The sequence below is a fragment of the Bacillus infantis genome, from assembly GCF_020171945.1.
GTDB lineage: Bacteria > Bacillota > Bacilli > Bacillales > Cytobacillaceae > Bacillus_AB > Bacillus_AB infantis_A.
In genome coordinates this window covers 252,491-272,569 of the sequence record NZ_JAIVAP010000002.1, presented here as the reverse complement: position 1 = coordinate 272,569, position 20,079 = coordinate 252,491, and the positions used below count along the sequence as shown (strand labels likewise).

General features: G+C 46.7%; 14 protein-coding genes and 1 other annotated feature. Of the genes, 2 read left to right on the top strand and 12 right to left on the bottom strand.

The window, feature by feature from the left end; translation table 11 throughout:
- Position 1: 1 nt before the first annotated feature.
- The 4 genes from LCM00_RS05370 to LCM00_RS05355 all read right to left on the bottom strand — a co-directional run bounded on the left by LCM00_RS05370 (position 2) and on the right by LCM00_RS05355 (position 8,931).
- Entirely contained in the window at positions 2-2,797 is a 2,796-nt protein-coding gene (locus LCM00_RS05370) for a VWA domain-containing protein (RefSeq protein WP_224899320.1), read from the bottom strand.
- A gap of 253 nt (positions 2,798-3,050) precedes the next feature.
- Entirely contained in the window at positions 3,051-4,637 is a 1,587-nt protein-coding gene (locus LCM00_RS05365) for a sensor domain-containing diguanylate cyclase (RefSeq protein WP_224899317.1), read from the bottom strand.
- A gap of 268 nt (positions 4,638-4,905) precedes the next feature.
- Positions 4,906-6,210 carry a bifunctional folylpolyglutamate synthase/dihydrofolate synthase gene (locus LCM00_RS05360; protein ID WP_224898620.1) on the bottom strand — a complete coding sequence of 435 codons (1,305 nt, stop codon included), beginning with the start codon at positions 6,208-6,210 and terminating at the stop codon, positions 4,906-4,908.
- Between the two features lie 78 nt (positions 6,211-6,288).
- Positions 6,289-8,931 (bottom strand): valine--tRNA ligase, encoded by a 2,643-nt coding sequence (locus LCM00_RS05355; RefSeq protein WP_224898618.1) that lies wholly within the window; start codon positions 8,929-8,931, stop codon positions 6,289-6,291.
- Positions 8,932-9,002: 71 nt separating this feature from the next.
- Positions 9,003-9,241: a binding site (T-box leader), on the bottom strand.
- Positions 9,242-9,405: 164 nt separating this feature from the next.
- On the opposite strand from LCM00_RS05355, the gene LCM00_RS05350 reads away from it, so the two are divergent.
- Positions 9,406-9,597, top strand: coding sequence for a hypothetical protein (locus LCM00_RS05350; protein WP_129612131.1), 192 nt, complete (start codon positions 9,406-9,408; stop codon positions 9,595-9,597).
- Between the two features lie 6 nt (positions 9,598-9,603).
- On the opposite strand, the gene ysxE is transcribed toward LCM00_RS05350, so the two are convergent.
- The 8 genes from ysxE to hemA all read right to left on the bottom strand — a co-directional run bounded on the left by ysxE (position 9,604) and on the right by hemA (position 19,291).
- Positions 9,604-10,674: a spore coat protein YsxE gene (ysxE, locus tag LCM00_RS05345; protein ID WP_224898614.1), complete on the bottom strand. Its 1,071-nt coding sequence runs from the start codon at positions 10,672-10,674 to the stop codon at positions 9,604-9,606.
- 117 nt (positions 10,675-10,791) lie between these two features.
- The gene (locus tag LCM00_RS05340) at positions 10,792-12,105 is read right to left on the bottom strand and encodes a LysM peptidoglycan-binding domain-containing protein (protein WP_224898611.1); all 1,314 of its coding nucleotides are present in this window, start codon (positions 12,103-12,105) and stop codon (positions 10,792-10,794) included.
- A gap of 887 nt (positions 12,106-12,992) precedes the next feature.
- Positions 12,993-14,282 (bottom strand): glutamate-1-semialdehyde 2,1-aminomutase, encoded by a 1,290-nt coding sequence (hemL, locus tag LCM00_RS05335; RefSeq protein WP_224898609.1) that lies wholly within the window; start codon positions 14,280-14,282, stop codon positions 12,993-12,995.
- Positions 14,283-14,338: 56 nt separating this feature from the next.
- On the bottom strand, positions 14,339-15,319 hold the full coding sequence (gene hemB, locus LCM00_RS05330; protein ID WP_224898606.1) for a porphobilinogen synthase: 981 nt from the start codon (positions 15,317-15,319) through the stop codon (positions 14,339-14,341).
- A 1-nt stretch (position 15,320) separates the two neighbouring features.
- On the bottom strand, positions 15,321-16,100 hold the full coding sequence (locus LCM00_RS05325) for a uroporphyrinogen-III synthase (protein ID WP_224898602.1): 780 nt from the start codon (positions 16,098-16,100) through the stop codon (positions 15,321-15,323).
- Positions 16,097-17,032, bottom strand: a complete 936-nt coding sequence (hemC, locus tag LCM00_RS05320; protein WP_224898599.1) for a hydroxymethylbilane synthase — start codon at positions 17,030-17,032, stop codon at positions 16,097-16,099. The genes LCM00_RS05325 and hemC overlap by 4 nt, the downstream gene beginning before the upstream one ends.
- 60 nt (positions 17,033-17,092) lie before the next feature.
- Entirely contained in the window at positions 17,093-17,926 is an 834-nt protein-coding gene (locus LCM00_RS05315; protein WP_129612138.1) for a cytochrome C assembly family protein, read from the bottom strand.
- Positions 17,927-17,941: 15 nt separating this feature from the next.
- Positions 17,942-19,291 (bottom strand): glutamyl-tRNA reductase, encoded by a 1,350-nt coding sequence (gene hemA, locus LCM00_RS05310; RefSeq protein WP_224899313.1) that lies wholly within the window; start codon positions 19,289-19,291, stop codon positions 17,942-17,944.
- Positions 19,292-19,551: 260 nt separating this feature from the next.
- Here hemA and LCM00_RS05305 point away from each other — a divergent pair, with 260 nt between their 5' ends.
- Complete coding sequence (locus tag LCM00_RS05305; protein WP_224899311.1) at positions 19,552-20,037, top strand: LiaI-LiaF-like domain-containing protein; 486 nt, start codon at positions 19,552-19,554, stop codon at positions 20,035-20,037.
- Positions 20,038-20,079: the final 42 nt, after the last annotated feature.

The following is a 20,079-nucleotide window of genomic DNA, read 5'->3' as shown; positions in this document are numbered from 1 at the left end:
TTTACCAGCGGCCTCCGCTGTCTGTGCCGTCATTTCCAGAACCATCCGGATTGACTACCTCAAATAAAGCCGAAGCTTTTGGCTTGGATTTATCCCGTTGTTCCTCGGCAACAGCTGTTACGGTTGTATAGCCGATACCTGCTGCTTCCAGATAGAAATCGTCTCCATCCTGTAAAACTCTAACACTGCCATTCTTCGCATCGGCTGTGAAGACCTCAGTGATTTTCTTCTTTGTAGCCTTTTCCGGATTGAATATCAATAGTGATTCAATGTTGACTTTCTTATTGATTTCCAGCTTATAGACTGCTTTTTTGAACTTAATCTCCTGAAGGGCGATGTAAGGATCTTTAACGATTATTTTGACCCTCTTTTCAAGCTTTGAGCCATCAGTCGTTTTGACAATTAGTTCTGTTTCACCCTTTTTATGTCCATAAACGGAATTATCTCCGACAAGGGTTGCAATTTCGGTATCAGCTATTATAATTTCCAAATCCTTATTGGTTGCATCCACCGGCAGGATTTCTATATTGTATGCTGCGGTTTTATCTATTTCCACTTCAATTGGATCAGGTGAAACATTGATTGATTCTATTCTCTTCTCAATTGTAAGTGATTTTGTAACTGGCTGGTCAGTAGCCGAGAATCCGCCAATGGCTTTAATCATTATGGTGTTTTCCCCAGGCTCTGTCAGAAGGATATCTTCATCTGGTGAGAATTCCTTCCACTCAGCTGTGCCTTTTTCGTTTATGATTTTGTAATAATATTTGACGCCCTGGCCCGCAACCAGTTTTGTCAGTTTCACGTTGACATGTTCATTTGCCTTTTCGCTGCTGTTATATGACTTGCCTGTGTCCACACCTGTCATTTCATAATCAAGTACCAGATAAATTGTAGCCTTGCTGCCATCACTGTAAATGACTTCAATTGCTTTATTGTTATCAGTAAAGCGCATATCCATGATCGGCTTATTGAGCAGCCCCTGATCATTTGGGAATCCTGTCTGCGCCAGCTTTTTCCCATTGTCGCTAAGATCGATTTTGCTGATGATGCCTGCTGCATCACCATCATATGCCTGCTGCTTTGTCGTGTCCTTCAGCCTGACTTTCATATTGATGACCTGGCTGGAGGCCGCAATTGTCGTCTGCTGGTTTCCAAAGCGGCTGTCCTTATAGTATAAGACAGCAGCCGGCATTTTGACATTGCTTAGCGCCCAGTCCCCCTTCAGCTTGAAAGCTCCTGTCACCCGTTCAGGAAAAAAACGTCCAATGCTGTATATAACCGAACTTGACAATGTTAGTTCAATTGCCTTTCTGCCATCAGGAAGGATTACCACTGCTGCGCCAGGAGAATTTACTAAAGATACTCCATCAGGGAGCGGCTGAACAATTTTCAGGTTGGACAATGATCCATTAACAGTATTATTAACAAGTCCAAACGGATTGAGCGTATACTGGACTTCGAACTCATTAGTGATTCCTGTCGACCCGCTCAACTTTATAAGATTATCGGGCGTATTGGCCGACCCTTGCAGATTCATTGTCCCCTTGAAGCCAGGAGGCGCATCGGCTTTAACTTCGATTGTTATTGGAGAATGGGATTTTAATCGCGAAATCCCAGTTAGATCACTATAAGTTAAGTTAATATTATTGAAAGTGTATGTTCCAGTTTCTTTGAAGACCAAAGGTAGTGTCATATCTATAGGAGGCGGTGCTGCCTGATTAATCTGATATCCAAAATTAAAGCTGATAATTGCATTTCCTTCGTCATCCATACGGGCGTTTAACCCTTCTTTAATTTGGACTTTACCATTGAATGGCTTTAAATCTACTTTTATCTCTCCCTGAATCGATGGGTTATTAATATCTTTTGAAATATCCTGAAAGATAGAGGAGATATTTGATTTATTTGCCTGCCTGGCAACAGTGCCTGTTATTTCAGAGATTCTTCTTAAATATTCCATATCTACTTCTGCATCATTTCCAAATCCAATTGAAAATAACTTAATACTTTTAGATGCTAAAGAAACTGCTGATGATCTAATGTCTTCCCGTATTATGCTGTTTATTTCTTCTGTTGTAAAAAAAGGTGAAGAATCTACATACGTTGGCCGAGTATATCCCTTGTTGTCAGTAAATTGAGCTATCCCATTTCCAGAAACGGTAATTGCAAAATTTATATCATGTCTTTTTGTAACTTCTTTCCCTAATCTTGTTGGAATTCCATAGTACGTAGATGAAACTTCTCTATATGTAATGCTTCTATTGATAGTAGCTACTGTTGGCTCACCATCTGTAAGGAAAATTATATACTTCTTATTTGTACTTCCAGTTAAAAAAGCATCTGCTTTATTAAGAGCTGCAGCGTAATTAGTACCTCCCTTAGGAGTCAATTGGTCCAATCTGGACCTTATTGCATTAAAATTACTTTTACCGTCAATCGAGAAGTACAAATCACCTTCAACTTTATCACTAAAAGGTATAAATGCGAAACGATCTCCGTTTCTTGAGTTATCTTCAAAATAAGTTAATGCTTCTTTTAATGCACTCCTGGCACTATCCATTTTGGTATTGCCAAATTCTCCATCTTCCATCGACCCCGACTTATCAAAAACAAACACTACATCAATAGGGTCGCGGTTTGCGTTAGTGGCTTTGCCTTTTGGCGTCAGATGGAAGTCGATGCTTCCCTCGGCATTGCTGTTCTGCGGTTTGACGATGACAGATTGCGACGCCTTTGCGCTAAAATCCACCCCTGCCTCTTCTGCTGCCAATATTTCCTTTCCTGTATAGGAAAGCATAAGGATAAGCAGCTGCAGCATCAGGATGGCAGATAAAGCTTTATTATACTTCCTCATCATGTTCCCCCTTTCTTATTTTCCTCTATATAAAACTCTCAGATGTCAACTGTGTCATTTTTACTATTATTATACCAATTTACCTATAGATTCCAAAGCTTTATCTTGCGGAAATTATCACATTTTGCAGTTTGTTTTTTATATAAGGAACTGCCAAAAATGAAAAAAATAAAAAAATCCCTAATAAGGGATTTTCCTATTTCACATACTCCGCCACCCGATTTCTCCCTGCCCTTTTCGCGCCGACATACAATGCACGGTCGGCATGGCGGATGAGGGCGAGCGGATCATCTGCATCCAGTGGTGCGGAGGCGACGCCGATCGAGGCGGTGATGCTGACAGAGAGTGTGGAGCCGTCTCCGTCCATATGCTGGCTGATGGTAAAAGGCTGGGTGGCGATGGCAAGGCGGATGACCTCGGCAAGCTCGAGAGCCTCCTTCTTTTCCAGGTCAGGGAGCAGGACGACAAACTCTTCTCCGCCATATCGCGCTGTGGTTCCATATGGCTCGGTGAGCAAGGACAGCCTTTCTGCCAGTTCAATCAGGATCTCGTTCCCGCTCTGGTGCCCGAAGGTATCATTGACACTTTTGAAGTGGTCGATATCCAGTATGATAAGCGAGAGGACGCTCCTTTTTCCGGATTCCATTCCGCTGAACTCTTCTGCAAGAAGGCCGTCAAAATAGCGGTAGTTATACAGCTTCGTCAATGCGCAGCGTTCGCTGTTTTCCTTTGTTCTTTCATAGTTCCTGGCGTTTTCAATGGCGACTGCGAAGTGAGAACAGAGGATGTCCACAATCATCAGCTGATATTTTTCATATGCCCTTTTCTTTCGGGACGCGAGAAGGAGGACGCCGACAACTTTGCTTGAGCGGGCGATCGGCACGCAGAGGACGCTTTCGACCTCTTTCGGCATATAGCCCTTGGCTGCCGTCTTCCATTCTTTTTTTGTACTGAAGAGGGCTGCTTTCCCTGTAGCCCATACAAGGCCGCTGATGCCCTCATTTCTGCGCAGCGGAAGTGCTGACGGTGTGGTCCTCTCTCCATCCTCTACCTGGTATAGGAGCTTGAGCTCAGACTCATCGACCACATCAAGGATATATGCATAGTCAACCGGCAGCATGCCAATCAGCTTTTCGATAAAAAGCTCCATCACTTCGTTCCTGTTGAGCCTCTCAGCAAGCTGATGGCCGATTTCGGCTGCTTTGTGCAGATAATCGTTCACCTTTTCGCTGGAATTATAGAGTCCAAGAATGATAGACAGGCTGGCGAACGGTACGCCCACAAACAGGATGGATAATAGCCCCACTTCCTGGTACAGTATATAGAGCATGAATCCGACCGGCAGCGTCATGATTGATGTAAGCGACTCCCATATAAAATCCTTCCCGAAGAAATTCGTTTTCTGCTTGTGCAGGAAAAAGAGGATCAGGGAAAGGACAAGCTGATTCACAACATAATAGACAATCGGATACAGGATGGACAGCCATAATGAAGGGCCGTGTTCCATCAGGTCTGCACCCTGCTTCCCTCCAAGGGAATAATAGAACACACCGCTGATAAAGGAAACCACAAAGAACATGAACGAATTGAGCGGGAACCTGTAAGACTGGCTTTTCGGCAGCCTGAGCTTCAGGAGGAGAAAGATAACTGAAGCCTGCACAAGCAGCATTTCGATAAAAATGCCGAAAGCCAGGAAAACGGCAAATGACACCCACTGCAGCATAAACACCGGCACATTATTAATAATGATCGGCATGGATGATACAAAAAACATAAGCAGCATAAATGCCAGGACATCAACATTTAAAGCAGCAGGCTGCGGGGGATAAAGGGTATAGGTAAGCCAGACTCCCGCAGGCACAATCAGCGCCCAAATGATCCATATATATTTTATCGCTCCCTGATTCACCTTTATCCCCCCTCCCCTTCTTCCATATCTGGCATATAAAACCGAAACTAGTAGAATAGTCACAAAATAAATATTATTGTATCAAATTTCCAAAAATTTGTCACTCTAATAATGCGCTGCTTTACAGAAGTATTTAACATTTTTACCCAAGCAGCGAATTCACAAATGGTTTTGCGGCTGAGAGGAAATAGAGCGATCCCGTAATGACCAGAACATCAGCAGACTGCAGGTTCGACAGTTCTGTCCTGATGGCCTCTTCCCAGCTGGCACATGAGGTTTTATTTCTGGATGCACTAAGGCCGGCAAGCATTTCAGCATCAGCCGCCCTTGGGAAATCAAATTGGGTAAATGTAATTCTATCGGCAGCTTCATCAAGGATGCCTATCATTTTATCCAGCTTCTTGTCTGACAATGCTGCAAAAACAACTGCTATCTTTTTGCCAGAATACCTTTTTTCCAGCTCTGCTGCCAAAGCCATGATGCCTTCTTCATTATGGGCGCCGTCCATTAAGACGACAGGATCGTCAGAAAGGAGTTCAAGCCTGCCTGGCCAATAGGCTTCGGACAGACCTTTCCTAAGATCTTTTTCTTCTATCATAAAGGAGTAGTACTGGTTCAGGATTCCAGCGGCCGCAGCGGCAAGCGAGGCATTCCTTGTCTGATGCGATCCCAGCATGCTGATTTCAAGGTCCTTGTATTCCCGGAAAATCGTGCTGACGGTAAACCTTTCACCATGGTCAGCCGATTGATGATCACTGATTCCGATTTCGCTGCCTAGCCTGTACAGCTTCGCGTTCTTCTCTTTAGCTGTTTTTTCAATAACAGAAAGGGCTCCCTCCTGTGAAACAGCAGTCAAGGCAGGTACGCCGCTCTTGATGATCCCCGCTTTTTCAAAGGCTATCTGTTCATAGGTATCTCCAAGGATCGCCGTGTGGTCGAGGCCGATGCTGGTGATGATGGACAGAAGCGGATGGACGATATTGGTCGAATCAAATCTTCCTCCCAGGCCGACTTCAAACAGGGCGATATCCACCGGATTCACATCGGCAAAATAACGGAAGGCCATTGCAGTGATGACTTCAAACTCAGTCGGCGCCCCAAGCTCTGTCTTTTCAAGCTCCTCGCTGAGCGGGTAAATATCGTTAACAAGCCTGAGGATTTCTTCATCCTTCACAGGCTGGCCATTCAGGCTGATTCTTTCATTGAATTGTTCAAAATAAGGAGAGGTGAAGGTACCGGTCTTGAATCCGGCACTCACAAGGATGGAACGCAAATAGGCAACCGTTGATCCCTTGCCGTTCGTCCCTCCGATATGTACACTCTTGAGCCTTCTCTCGGGATGATCCAGTTTTTCCATCATCCATTCCATCCGCTTGAGCCCCGGCTTGATTCCGAGGCGAAGGCGGGAGTGGATCCAGGATATTGCTTCTTCGTACGTTTGAAACATAAGTATCTGCCTCCATACATAGGAAACCATACGGAAAGACGAATCCTTCCTGGATCCGCCTTTTCCGTTATGGGTGGTTTACCCTTTTAGTTCATTTAAGCGAGCTTCGACGATCGCTCTCTTTTCAGTATAGTCCTTTTCTTTGGCACGCTCTTCTTCAATGACCTTTTCAGGCGCTTTTTTAACAAAGCCTTCATTGGAGAGCTTCTTCTGAACACGCTCAACCTCTTTGTCCAGCTTATCCCACTCTTTTTTCAACCGGGCAATTTCTTCATCGATGTTGATGAGCCCCTCCAGCGGTAGGATGATTTCAGCTCCGGAAACGACTGCTGTCATCGCCTTGTCAGGTGTTGCGGCAGCTGGGCTGATCTCAAGCTCTTCCGGGTTGCAGAAGCGTTCAATATAAGCTTTATTGGCTGTGAGAGTAGCAAGAACCTCGTCATCATTCGGCTTCAGGATCATCTTGATCTTCTTGCTCAATGGTGTATTCACTTCTGCACGGCTGTTCCGGACAGAACGGATGATTTCAACAAGCAGCTTCATATCGCCTGCTGCCTTTTTATCAGTGTATTCTTCTTTCACCTTCGGCCATTCGGCAATAGTGATTGATTCGCCGCTGTGAGGCAGGTTCTGCCAGATTTCTTCTGTAATGAAAGGCATGAACGGATGGAGAAGCCTCATCGTGTTATCCAGTACATAAGCCAGGATCGAACGGGTCGTTTTCTTTGCAGCTTCGTCTTCCCCATATAGCGGGAGCTTCGCCATTTCAATATACCAGTCGCAGAAATCGTCCCAGATGAAGTTATAAAGCACACGGCCGACTTCACCAAATTCATAGCGGTCTGAAAGCCTTGTTACCGTTTCAATCGTTTCGTTCAGTCTTGTCAGGATCCATTTATCAGCTACTGACTTTTCTCCCGTCAAGTCAATCTCTTCATATTTCAAGCCAGCCATGTTCATGAGGGCAAAGCGGGAGGCATTCCAAATTTTATTGGCAAAATTCCAGGTCGCTTCCACCTTTTCCATGCTGAAGCGCAAATCCTGTCCAGGCGAGCTTCCAGTTGAAAGGAAGTAGCGGAGTGAATCGGCACCGTACTGGGCAATGACATCCATCGGATCTACTCCGTTGCCGAGTGATTTGCTCATTTTCCTGCCTTGCTCATCTCTTACCAGTCCGTGGATGAGTACATCTTTGAATGGGCGCTCTCCTGTAAACTCAAGGCCTTGGAAAATCATCCTGGATACCCAGAAGAAGATGATGTCATAGCCTGTTACAAGGCTTGCTGTCGGATAATAGCGCATGAAATCAGGGTTTTCTTCATCCGGCCAGCCCATTGTAGAGAATGGCCATAGGGCGGAGCTGAACCAGGTATCAAGAACATCATTATCCTGGGTCCAATTCTCAGCATCAGCCGGAGGCTCGGAATCTACATACACCTCGCCTGTTTCCTTGTGATACCAGGCCGGGATGCGGTGGCCCCACCAGAGCTGCCTGGAGATGCACCAGTCGCGGATATTTTCCATCCAGCGGAGATATGTGTTTTCAAAGCGGTCCGGGATGAAGTTGACTTTATCTTCCTTCTGCTGCAGCGCTACCGCTTCGTCTGCCAGCGGCTGCATCTTGACGAACCATTGTGTGGACAAATATGGCTCAACCACAGCTCCGCTCCGCTCAGAATGGCCAACAGAATGCATATGCTCTTCAATTTTGAAAAGTACGCCGCTGTCCTGCAGGTCCTTCACGATCTGCTTGCGGCAGTCAAAGCGGTCGAGGCCGTTGTATTTGCCGGCATTTTCATTCATGGTTCCGTCCTCGTTCATGACAAGGATGCGCGGAAGATCATGGCGGTTTCCGATTTCAAAATCGTTCGGGTCATGGGCAGGAGTGATTTTAACTGCACCAGATCCGAATTCCTTATCCACATAATCATCGGCAACAATCGGGATTTCACGGCCGGTAATCGGGAGGACAACATTTTTTCCGATCAGATGCTGATAGCGTTCGTCTTCAGGGTGAACCGCTACCGCTGTATCGCCAAGCATGGTCTCTGGACGGGTTGTGGCGACCTCAATGGATCCTGAACCATCTGCAAGCGGGTAGTTCATATGGTAAAAGGCGCCCTGGACATCCTGGTGGATAACCTCGATATCAGAAAGGGCCGTCTTTGTCGCAGGATCCCAGTTGATGATATATTCGCCGCGGTAAATCAGGCCTTTTTTATAAAGAGAGACAAATACTTTATTGACCGCCTTGGAAAGCCCCTCATCCATTGTGAAGCGCTCACGGCTGTAATCAAGTCCCAGGCCGAGCTTAGACCATTGCTGGCGGATATGCTCTGCATATTCTTCTTTCCATTTCCATGTTTCCTGGACAAATGCTTCGCGGCCGAGATCGTAGCGGGATTTCCCTTCGCTTTTCAGCTTCTGCTCGACTTTCGCCTGTGTTGCGATGCCGGCATGGTCCATGCCCGGAAGCCATAATACATCATAGCCCTGCATCCGCTTCATGCGGGTAAGGATATCCTGCAGCGTCGTATCCCAGGCATGGCCGAGGTGAAGCTTTCCTGTTACGTTCGGCGGCGGGATGACGATGGTATAAGGCTCTTTGCTTTGATCATCCTTCGCTTCAAAAAATTTGTTCCCTATCCACCATTCATACCGTCCCTTTTCAATATTCTGGGGATCATACTTTGTTGGCATGGCCAATTCATTATTCTCCATTGTATTCCCTACCTTCCTTGTATCTATCAGTGTTTTGAGTACCTGAACAAATAAAAAACTCCATCCGTCAATAAAAGGACGAATGGAGCTGATTTCGCGGTACCACCTTTTTTCCGGGCAAGCAATGCATTCCTTGCCAGGCGCTTAATCTGATAACGGTTTTCCCGTCTTTCGCTACTGTGAACACGTTCTGTTCGCGAAAGAAGCTCAAGGGCGACATTCCAATGATTCTGCCTGGAAAACCTCTCAGCTTCCGGTTTTCCTCTCTTTAAGCAGCTTGCACCGTACTCTTCCCTGTCAATGCTTTTCTAATGATATTTATATATGATATAGTACCGAATTTCGCGGTTTATAGTCAATAAGTATCGGCAATATTTTTTAAAATCATACATCCGCCCGTACGATTCTAAAAAATAGGCACTTAACCTGGGAAGGGGACATAGAATGGAGTAAAAGAGATTAGGGGGAAATCAAATGAAGAGGAAATTCAATCCTTATACTCTGCCTCCTTGGCTGAGGACCTGCAGAAGTGTTTGCGCTCAGTTCATTATTCCTTTCTGCGTTTTTCAGGGGATTCGGACCATTCTCATTCCGACGACCTTTGATGTTCTTTTGCTTTCAGTCTTTATCTTGCTGGCGCTGGCACTGCATCTTGAATTCATTTAGGAGCCCTCAGGACGAATTGTCCGGGGCTCCTTCCTGTTCGGCCTGGGCTTTTGCTGCTTCCTGTGCCTGCTGCTTCTGCCTCTCGATTTCATCAATCCTCATAACGATGTACTCTGTATTCTTCAGGAGCCAGAATTGGCGCTGAAACTGCTGGACGAGCTTTCTTTCATTTGCTGCACCCCTGTTCTTGTGATATGTTTCCGCCTCCCTCAGGACAGGACCCGGGTGGGCAAGATAGCTTTGGAACAAAAGCATTTCATCCTGCTTGAAAGGCATATATTTAAAGTAGGTATACAGCCATTCAACAGTTTCATCGCTCCGCTTCGGGTAGCTTCTTAAAGAGCGCGACAGAAATGGCAGGAGATCGTGGAGCGGGGAAGCCTGCCGCGCTTTTTCAAAATTGCTGAAATAGCCGTAGCCTCTTTCATCATAAAGAAAATGCTCTGTTGAAATTTTCCCGTGGATAATGACGGTCCGCGCTTTTTCATCGTCCTTCGTTTTTTCATGCCAGTCCTTCAGTTTGCCTTTTGAAAATTTCAGCGCCTGGGTTATATCGTGGTAATACAGGCAGAAAAGAAGCTCGAATGGCGCCATATACTGCTTTCTTTCACATTCTTCAATAAATCCCTCACAGAATTCTGTCTCCTTCTCCCATGCGAGCATGGTCTTTTCATAATGCTCCTGCCGCTCCTCGCTGGTAACATTGACTTCCTTCAATGAGAGTGTGTGCAGCCGTGCCAGTTCCCGGAACATCTGCTGATGGCGTTCAAAACGGTTTTCTTTTTCTTCATTGGCCAGCCATGGCATCAAATAGTACAGTTCACTATCATGGAGTACTGCATAGCGGCCGTCGGCAGCCGGATAGATCGGAACTATCCGGTTGTAGCCTCTCTGATAAAGGCTCTGCACCTGCCTGATAAAATCAGTCCCGTGCCGGGCTTTCAGCTTTTTCAGAGCAAATACTCCTTTGTCGGAATAGATCTTCCTGGTCCTGCCGTAGTCTTCCACAAAGTGAGGCTGGACTGCATAGTGCTTTAAAATCGGGGAAACCGCTGCTAACCTGTTGCTTCCTTCCATACAAGTATCCCACTTTCTTATTGGGGTAGTGATCTTCCGGAAATAAAAGAAACAGTTGAACAGGTACCTGCATACCTGCCCAGCCTGTTTCAAACATGTCGTATTGCCTGCAGAAGACTATTTCTGATAGGCATGCGCCGGAACATACAGCACCTGGCCTTCATAAATATCCTGGTTCAGCTCCAGGTGATTGACCCTCAGCAGCGCCGGAACAGGAACCTCATATCTTTCAGCGATAGTATCGAGCGTATCGCCATTCTGGACGATGCATACCTTCACCCTGGCAGACTGCTCTTCTTCCTTTCGGGCCAAAAACTCTGCCAGCGACAAGCTCTTGCTTTTTTTCTTATTGGCTGCTTTCTTCTTCTTTGGAGCCTGGTCAGAAGAAGATTCACTTTCTTCCTGCTGCGCCTTGAATCCGGTCAATATTTCTGCTGGCTGTGCTTCTGTCTTTTGGACACCGGTATAAGTATCTTCTGCTGGCTTTTCACTCCTGAACGATGCAAAGACATTGTCAGAGACTTGTTCTGCAGGTTCAGCATGGAATGCTGCTTCTGGGACTGGAAGCTCATGATCTTTATTGATGTTGTCAAAAAATGCCGCAGGCTTTTCTTCTTTTTCAGCCTCCTCCGGCTGCTTTCTCGCTTCGGCAGTAAAAGGGGCAAATAAATCGGCAGCATCTGCGCCTTCTGTTTCTTCTTCCTCGGCCGCACCTGCCCCGGCTTTATAAATAGACTCAGTATAATCAGCGAATTCCGGAATCTGAACCTCTTCATATTCCTCTGTTTTCAACACTGTCGGCGCTGCCGAACGGAATAAAGGCTCCTGCTCCTTTTCAGTCTCCTCTTCTGCTGCAAGCAATGGTTCAAAATGTTCCTGCTGCGGCTCCTCTTCCTGAACTCCCGCCTCCTCTCCCTGAGCTTCTGCCTCTTCTTCCTGATCTTCCGGCCTTCCTTCGTATTCTTGTTCAGCTTCCTCCTCATCATATTCCGAGGCAGGATGCTGCTGTTCGCCGTACAGACCGGTGATAGTCAGATCAGCAGTCAGCCTCATGCAGCTTCTTTCCTGGAATTGATAATCAAAAGAATCAATATAGACATCCAAATCATAGACGCTTCCTATCCTATTATTCGGAATGGTTATATCAACAGGAAAATGGTGAGAAAATTCACAGATCCCCCCTTCCCTCTCTTCAACAGATTGTATGAACTTTGGACTGGAAAATGGTTCTTCCTGTTCAGCTTCTTCATTTTTCCGGTACTCCCCTGCCAGCTTCAGCGATCCTTGGATTGATACGTATTGTTCATGCTCCTGGATGGTTATATTCGGGTCAAGCGAAATAGAAACAAGCTCGGATACTTCCTGTCCTTTTTGGAACCAGACGGATTCTTCTAAAGAAAAGCGCAGGCAAGATTGATCTTCCTGGGACAAAGCGACTCCTCCTTTCAGCACTTTCACGTATAATCACTATGTCATTATCACTCTATGAACGGCTGATATTAATTATGATTAGATTGTGAAAAGTTATGGAAATGAAGGAGGCGGGTGGCAGAGACCGCATCCTGGAATGATGGAATTTAATTGTTAAATGGGAAAGTTAGCGGAGGCTTGCAGTTAGCAGCAACGATTTTGGGAATATGCGCTATGCAGTAAGGGCGAAATTTTTCGCCGGTTTCATGTCGGATGCAGCCCTTTCGGATACATGACTGCCCCTTTTTCTCCAGCCTCATGTACCCCAGAGTCTTCCTGGTATACATGACTGCCCCTTTTTCTCCAGCCTCATGTACTCCAGAGTCTTCCTGGTATACATGACTGCCCCTTTTTCTCCAGCCTCATGTACCCCAGAGTCTTCCTCGTATACATGACTGCTCCTTTTTCTCCAGTCTCATGTACCCCAGAGTCTTCCTCGTATACATGACTGCCCCTTTTTCTCCAGCCTCATGTACTCCAGAGTCTTCCTCGGATACATGACTGCCCCTTTTTCTCCAGCCTCATGTACTCCTGAGTCTTCCTCGGATACATGACTGCCCCTTTTTCTCCAGCCTCATGTACCCCAGAGTCTTCCTGGGATACATGACTGTCCCTTTTTCTCCAGCCTCATGTACTCCAGAGTCTTCCTGGGATACATGACTGCCCCTTTTTCTCCAGCCTCATGTACTCCAGCGCTTTCCTGGGATACATGATTCCTACAAGTTCTCAGCCTCATGTACTCCCGCCCTCCCGTCTGATTTCTAAGGAAAAGTTCTTCTGTACCATCTTGGCTTACCAACCTCTCTCCACTAGACAAAAAAACAGGCCGGAGCATCCGACCTGTTCAATCAGCCTTTCAGCTTGGAAAATGCAAGCTCGGCTGCGTTCAATGTTTTTTCAATATCTTCATCCGTATGAGCGGTTGATAAAAATAGACCTTCGAATTGGGATGGAGGCAGGAAGACTCCTTCATTTGCCATTTCACGGTAGTAAGAAGCGAAATATTCCAGATTGGAGGTTTTCGCTTTTTCATAATTGATTACTTCTTCATTCGTAAAGAAGAAACCGATCATTGAACCGGCACGGTTGACGGTCAGCGGGATATCATGCTTTTTCGCAGCTGCATAAAGCCCTTCTTCCAGCCTGTCTGCCTTCCGTTCGAATTCTTTGTACGATTCAGGCGTCAGCTGGCTCAGCGTTTCGTATCCGGCAGTCATGGCAAGCGGATTGCCTGAAAGTGTTCCTGCCTGGTAGATTGGGCCGCTCGGAGCGATTCTTTCCATGATCTCCGCTTTGCCGCCATAGGCGCCTACAGGGAGGCCGCCGCCGATTACTTTGCCAAGGCAGGTAATGTCAGGCGTAACGCCGTAATAGCCTTGTGCACAATGATAGCCGACACGGAAGCCTGTCATGACTTCGTCAAAAATCAGGAGCGTCCCATATTCACTCGTTATGTCCCTTAATCCTTCAAGGAATCCCGGCAGCGGAGGGACAACCCCCATATTGCCGGCAACAGGTTCTACGATGACCCCGGCAATATCTTCGCCGAATTGCTCAAAGGCATATTTGACGCTTTCCATATCATTGTAAGGTACTGTAATAGTATTTTGGGCTATACCTTCAGGGACCCCCGGGCTGTCAGGAAGCCCCAGCGTAGCAACACCTGAACCTGCTTTGATCAGGAGGGAATCACCATGGCCATGGTAGCATCCTTCAAATTTAAGGATTTTGTTGCGCCCTGTGTATCCGCGGGCAAGGCGCAGGGCGCTCATTGTCGCCTCTGTACCTGAAGAGACCATCCTGACGATCTCGATGGACGGCACCCGCTCAATCACAAGCTTGGCCAGCTCATTTTCGGCAATGGTCGGGGCGCCAAAGCTTGTGCCAAGTTCAGCGATCTTTTTGATTCCTTCCACGACCCTGTCATTTGTGTGCCCCAGAATTAACGGCCCCCAGGACAGCACATAATCGATATATTCATTGCCGTCAATATCATAGATTTTCGAGCCTTTTCCCCGTTCCATGAAGATTGGATCCATATTGACCGATTTGAAGGCACGGACCGGGCTGTTGACGCCGCCTGGCATCAGGGATTTCGCTTCATTGTAGGCTTCAGCCGATTTAGTATAAGAACGCATGCTTTTCCCTCTTTTCTTCTTTTTGATCATTCAAGAATAGGATGGCTTTACTGGCATTACTGCTGTTCTTTAATCCATCTTGCAGCATCTTTGGCATGATAGGTGATGATTAAATCTGAGCCGGCACGCTTCATTCCGGTCAGCATCTCCATCACAATGCTCTTCTCGTCGATCCAGCCATTTTGCGCTGCTGCCTTCACCATTGAATATTCGCCGCTCACATTATAGATGACCATTGGCAGGTTCACTGCATTTTTCACGTCTCTTACAATGTCAAGATAAGGCATTCCAGGCTTTACAATCAGGAAGTCTGCACCTTCTGCAAGATCAGCTTCTGCTTCCCTGAGAGCCTCCATGCGGTTGGCAGGGTCCATCTGATAAGCTTTCCGGTCGCCAAATTGAGGAGTGCTGCCGGCTGCATCCCGGAACGGGCCGTAGAATGCTGAAGAATATTTGACTGCGTAGGACATTATCGGCACATCCTGGAAGCCTGCCTCATCAAGGCCGGCCCTGATGGCTGCAACAAATCCATCCATCATATTGGAAGGAGCGATGATATCGGCACCTGCTTTTGCCTGGCTGACTGCAGTCTGGACAAGGAGCTCAAGGGACGCGTCGTTCAGTACTTTTCCATCTTCTATCAGCCCGCAATGACCATGGCTTGTGTATTCACACAGGCAGGTATCTGCGATGATGACCACCTCGGGAAATTTGGACTTGATCAGTCTTGCGGCTTCCTGGACAATCCCATGGTCGTGATAGGCCTGCTGGCCGCATTCGTCTTTTTCAAGCGGAATTCCGAATAAGAGAACGGATTTGATCCCTAATGATACAATCTCTTCCATTTCTTCCTCTATGCGGTCAAGGGAAAGGTTATACTGGCCAGGCATTGAAGGGATTTCCCTTTTAATGTTTTCTCCTTCTGCGGCGAATATCGGATAAATCAAGTCTTCAATACGGAGATGATTTTCCCTTACAAGCGCTCTCATGCTGGCTGACTGCCGTAAACGGCGGTATCTTTTGAACTGCATATCCATTTCATTTCCTCCTCTGATTCAATTCAGCTGCTATGCTTTTTGTCATATCTTCAATCGTGTATCCGGCGGGGACCACATGGACATCAAGCCCGAGTTCTTCCGCCCTTTTCCGCGTAACCGGGCCGATGCAGGCCACAAGGCGGCCCTGGACAGCTGCTTCCGCACCCGTCTTATGGACAATCTCCATAAAATGCTCTACAGTCGACGGGCTGGTGAAGGCCAGCACATCCAATGATCCATTTTTCAGCATCATTGCGAGCTTTTCTCCGCTAGCTTCAGGAAATCCGGTTTCATAAATAATGATTTCCTGCGGCTCTGCCCCTGCCTTCCTAAGCTGGTCTGCAATATAGCTTCGCGCTTTATTCCCTTTGGGGATCAGCACCTTCATGCCATTTTCGACAAAAGGAAGGAACTCTTCAACAAATCCTTCCGCGGCAAATTCTGCCGGAGTAAAGCTGACAGCAAGCCCTGACTCCTCTGCGGCCCTCTCTGTTTTTGTGCCAATGGCCGCAACCTTGGGAAAAGGCGCATTTTTTCCGGCAAAGGATATAAAAGTTTCAAGGGCATTTTTACTTGTGAAAATGACCCAATCGTATGTAGGAAGCTCCCTGACAGCATGAAGGATTTCTTCTGTTTTGGCTGCCGGCCTGAAGGCAAGCAGCGGTATTTCCACAGGGATGCCGCCAAAACGGCGTATTAGCTCAGAAAATGATCCGGCCTGATCCTTCCCCCTGGGCACAAGCACTTTTTTGCCTGCAAGGGAAAGGCTTTCCCCGGTCATTCTCCGTCAAGCTCCTTTTTTACATCATCAATAAGCTTTTTGGCACCTTGTTCAATCAGCTTTTCCGCAGTTCTCAGGCCTACCTCTTCTGGATCAGCCCCTGTAACCTTTTCTTTATAAATCGTCTTTCCGTCCGGTGATGCCACAAGGCCTGTAAGCTCAATTTCATCCTGCTCATTCAGCACAGCATATCCTGCAATCGGCACCTGGCATCCGCCCTCCATTTTATGAAGGAATGCACGCTCGGCACGGACTGTCTGGTTTGTTGCCGCGCAAGTGAACTTGCTCAGAAGCTCCAGCAGCTCCTTATCGCTCTCGCGGCACTCAATGGACAATGCCCCTTGGCCAACGGCCGGCAGGCAAACCTCCGGCTCGAGGAATTCCGAAACAGTATCAGTTGTCCATCCCATTCTTGACAGTCCAGCTGCAGCGAGAATGATGGCATCATACTCCTCTGTTTCAAGCTTTGCGAGCCTCGTATCAATATTCCCCCTGATCCATTTGATTTCAAGATCCGGGCGCTTCGCAAGCAGCTGTGCACCTCTCCGCAGGCTGCTTGTGCCGACTACAGCTCCCGGCTTAAGCTGATCCAGCGTCTGATGCCCTTTTGAGATCAATGCATCACGGTGGTCCTCTCTTTCAGGGATCGAGCCGATTACAAGCCCTTCCGGAAGGACCGCAGGCATGTCTTTCATGCTGTGGACAGCCATATCGATCTCCTCATCAAGCATAGCCTGCTCAATTTCTTTAACAAATAAGCCTTTTCCGCCAACCTTTGACAAGGTCACATCAAGGATTTGATCTCCTTTTGTCACGATTTCTTTCACTTCAAACTCGAAAGAATCGTCTATCTTCTTCAACTGGTCCATCACCCAGTTTGTCTGTGTTAATGCAAGCTTGCTGCGCCTAGAACCGACTATAATTTTTCTCATGACAGCCTCCTATGTATAGGGGGCAAGGCTTTTTGCCAAGCCCCCTGATATAAACCATTATTATGAGCCCCAAAAATGGAAGGATGAAAGCCTTCCAAACAGGAAAAAATTGATGAGTACAATTAAAAAGGATGCGATATTCCACAGGGCCAGCGATTTGCCGGAAAAGCCCCTTGCCACCCTCACATACAGGTATACGCTGTATACGCCAAGCACAATGAATGAGCCAATGACCTTGGCATCATACCAATGCATGTCAGCTACCTTGATATAAGCCCATTGCGTTCCAAGGATCAGGCTTATAATCAGCATCGGTACACCAATTACATTTAATACGTATGACATATGCTCAAGCTTCGACAAATCTGCGATCCTCAGGAGCCTGGATCCCCATTTCTTTCTCTTTAGCAGGTCATACTGAATAAGATACAGCAAAGAGAAGACAAATGACAGTGAAAAGGCGCCATATGAAAGGATTGCGACTGTTATGTGAATCAGGAGCAATTCCGAGACGAGCTGCTGGGCCATGACTTCAGATTCATACTGAACGGGTGCAAAAGTGTGGATCGCCATAATGACAAAACCGAGCACATTAGTGAAAAACACGATAAAATCCACTCTGAGCAGACGGTTAATTCCGAGTGAAAGGGTAATAAGCACCCAGGCATAGAAATATAGCCCCTCAAATATGGTCAGGACCGGAAAACGCCCTGTATTTTTCATGTACAAAAACAGAAAAACAGTCTGCAAAATCCACACAAATGCAAGTAACCAGAAGGCAACCCTGTTGGCCTTCCGGTTATTGTGAAGAAAGTCGATGAAGTATAAAAGCACGCATAAAGCATACAGAACGACTGTTAACTCATGCAGCCTTGTCATATAGATGTCAAACATTGCCCAGAACCCCGCTTATGACTGAAAAGAAGGCACTGCCGGCTTCACTGCTGCCCGCTTCGGTTCTGCTGCCTTCACTTCATCATCATGTTCTGCAACAAGGTCTTCAATATTGAAGATTTTCACAAATAAATCCAGCGCTTTATCGGCATCAGCCTGTGCAGCCATTTCCTTGGCCTGGAGGATTGGGTCTTTCAGCATCTGGTTGATGATGCTTTTCGTGTGTTTATTCAGCACTTTTTTGTCGCGCTCACTGAGATGAGGCAGCTTTCTTTCAATGCTGTTCATGGTTTCGGACTGGATGGCCAAAGCTTTCTCACGCAGGGCGGAAATGACAGGAACAACCCCAAGGAGGTTGAGCCACTGCTTGAATTCCACAATCTCGCCTTCAATCAGCAGCATGATGCTTGCTGCCGCTTTTTTGCGTTCCTGGAGGTTTGCTTCAACAATGCCTTCCAGATCGTCAATATCATAAAGGAATACGCTTTCCAGCTCAGAAAGCTTCGGATCAAGATCGCGCGGCACGGCAATATCCACCATAAAAAGAGGTTTGCCTTTGCGCATCTTCTCTACATGGACCATCATCTCTTTCGTAATGACGAATTCCTTTGCACCTGTAGAGCTGATCAGGATATCAGCTTCCATTAAAGCGCACTGCAGCTCCTGAAGGGTCTTGGCTTCGCCATGGAAGCGGCTCGCCAGATCCTGGGCCTTTTCAAATGTGCGGTTGATGACAGTCACCTTGCTTGCCCCATTGGCATGCAGGTTCTGAATGGCCAGTTCTCCCATTTTCCCTGCGCCAAGTACAAGGACATGCTTCCGGTCAAGAGATCCGAATATCTTCTTAGCCAGCTCAACGGCAGCATAACTGACTGAAACAGCATTTGCGCCAATTTCAGTTTCAGAATGGGCCTTCTTCGCCAATGTAACCGCCTGTTTAAAGAGCTGATTGAATACAGTGCCTGTCGCCTGCTTTTCCTGTGAAGCCAGGAAGCTAGTACGCACTTGTCCAAGAATCTGCGTTTCGCCAAGAACCATCGAGTCCAAACCGCAGGCAACTTTAAACAGATGCTCTACAGCACCGTCCTGTTCATAAACAAACAGATACGGAGAGAATTCTTCATGGGCCATATCAAACCACTCAGACAAAAATTCTTTTATATAATAGCGGCCGGTGTGAAGCTGATCGACCACTGCGTAAATTTCAGTGCGGTTGCAAGTAGAAAGGATAACATTTTCCAGGATGCTCTTTTTGCTGTTCAATGCCGTCATGGCTTCTCCCAGCGAGTCCGGATTGAATGTCAAACGCTCGCGGATTTCGACAGGGGCAGTTTTATAATTTAGACCTGCTACAATAATATGCATAAAGTGTTTGCACCCCCAGCTAAGTACGTAGTTCAATACAATAATTATAACATTTTTTTCGTGTGAAATTGTGAACAGATAATGAACTCATATGGTAATATAAATGATTGATAAGTGCTCTCGATGCACCGCTCAAAAAGAAGCTTGCAGGAGCAGAAAGCCTTAGTCAAAATTACATATATCGACAAAAAGGCTTACTTATGTACAGTACCAAAAATAAAGCCGGGATTCAAGTGAACCTTACTGGAAGTGGTGTAAAAATGAAAAACCAGCGGATATTCCCAGGAATCATCCTTATAGGCTTCGGTGCCTATTTCCTGATGCAGCGCTCAAACGTACAATTATTCCAGGATTTCTATTCCTGGCCGACCCTATTATTGATTGTCGGAATCGCCTTTTTATTCCAGGGATACGGAGCCAAAGATTATGAGGCGATCCTCCCCGGCGTCATTCTGGCAGGGTTTGGATTGCACTTCCATATCGTGAAACGCCTCGAAGTGTGGCCGGACCATATCGGCACCTTCATCCTGATCATTGCCCTCGGATTCCTGCTCAGGGCCCAAAAGGCGGGGGCCGGCTTTTTCCAGGGACTGCTTTTCCTGGCCATCAGCATCCTGCTTCTATTCTATGACAAAGCAGAACAACTGTTAGGACCTTTGGGACCGGGCCTGTCATCCATCTTAAGATTCTGGCCTGCTGCACTGGTGCTGGTCGGCCTGTACCTGCTGTTATCAAAGAAAAAATAGGCTTATACTGCCTATCATTCCACACTTGCACAAAGATAAAAC

Excerpts from the sequence above, each read along its gene's own strand:
- LCM00_RS05370 (WP_224899320.1), bottom strand. The coding sequence starts at position 2,797 with ATGCTTTCCTATACAGGAAAGGAAATATTGGCAGCAGAAGAGGCAGGG.
- LCM00_RS05365 (WP_224899317.1), bottom strand. The coding sequence starts at position 4,637 with ATGCTGCTTATGTTTTTTGTATCATCCATGCCGATCATTATTAATAAT.
- LCM00_RS05360 (WP_224898620.1), bottom strand. The coding sequence starts at position 6,210 with ATGTTTCAAACGTACGAAGAAGCAATATCCTGGATCCACTCCCGCCTT.
- LCM00_RS05355 (WP_224898618.1), bottom strand. The coding sequence starts at position 8,931 with ATGGAGAATAATGAATTGGCCATGCCAACAAAGTATGATCCCCAGAAT.
- LCM00_RS05350 (WP_129612131.1), top strand. The coding sequence starts at position 9,406 with ATGAAGAGGAAATTCAATCCTTATACTCTGCCTCCTTGGCTGAGGACC.
- ysxE (WP_224898614.1), bottom strand. The coding sequence starts at position 10,674 with ATGGAAGGAAGCAACAGGTTAGCAGCGGTTTCCCCGATTTTAAAGCAC.
- hemL (WP_224898609.1), bottom strand. The coding sequence starts at position 14,282 with ATGCGTTCTTATACTAAATCGGCTGAAGCCTACAATGAAGCGAAATCC.
- hemB (WP_224898606.1), bottom strand. The coding sequence starts at position 15,319 with ATGGATATGCAGTTCAAAAGATACCGCCGTTTACGGCAGTCAGCCAGC.
- LCM00_RS05325 (WP_224898602.1), bottom strand. The coding sequence starts at position 16,100 with ATGACCGGGGAAAGCCTTTCCCTTGCAGGCAAAAAAGTGCTTGTGCCC.
- hemC (WP_224898599.1), bottom strand. The coding sequence starts at position 17,032 with ATGAGAAAAATTATAGTCGGTTCTAGGCGCAGCAAGCTTGCATTAACA.
- LCM00_RS05315 (WP_129612138.1), bottom strand. The coding sequence starts at position 17,926 with ATGTTTGACATCTATATGACAAGGCTGCATGAGTTAACAGTCGTTCTG.
- hemA (WP_224899313.1), bottom strand. The coding sequence starts at position 19,291 with ATGCATATTATTGTAGCAGGTCTAAATTATAAAACTGCCCCTGTCGAA.
- LCM00_RS05305 (WP_224899311.1), top strand. The coding sequence starts at position 19,552 with ATGAAAAACCAGCGGATATTCCCAGGAATCATCCTTATAGGCTTCGGT.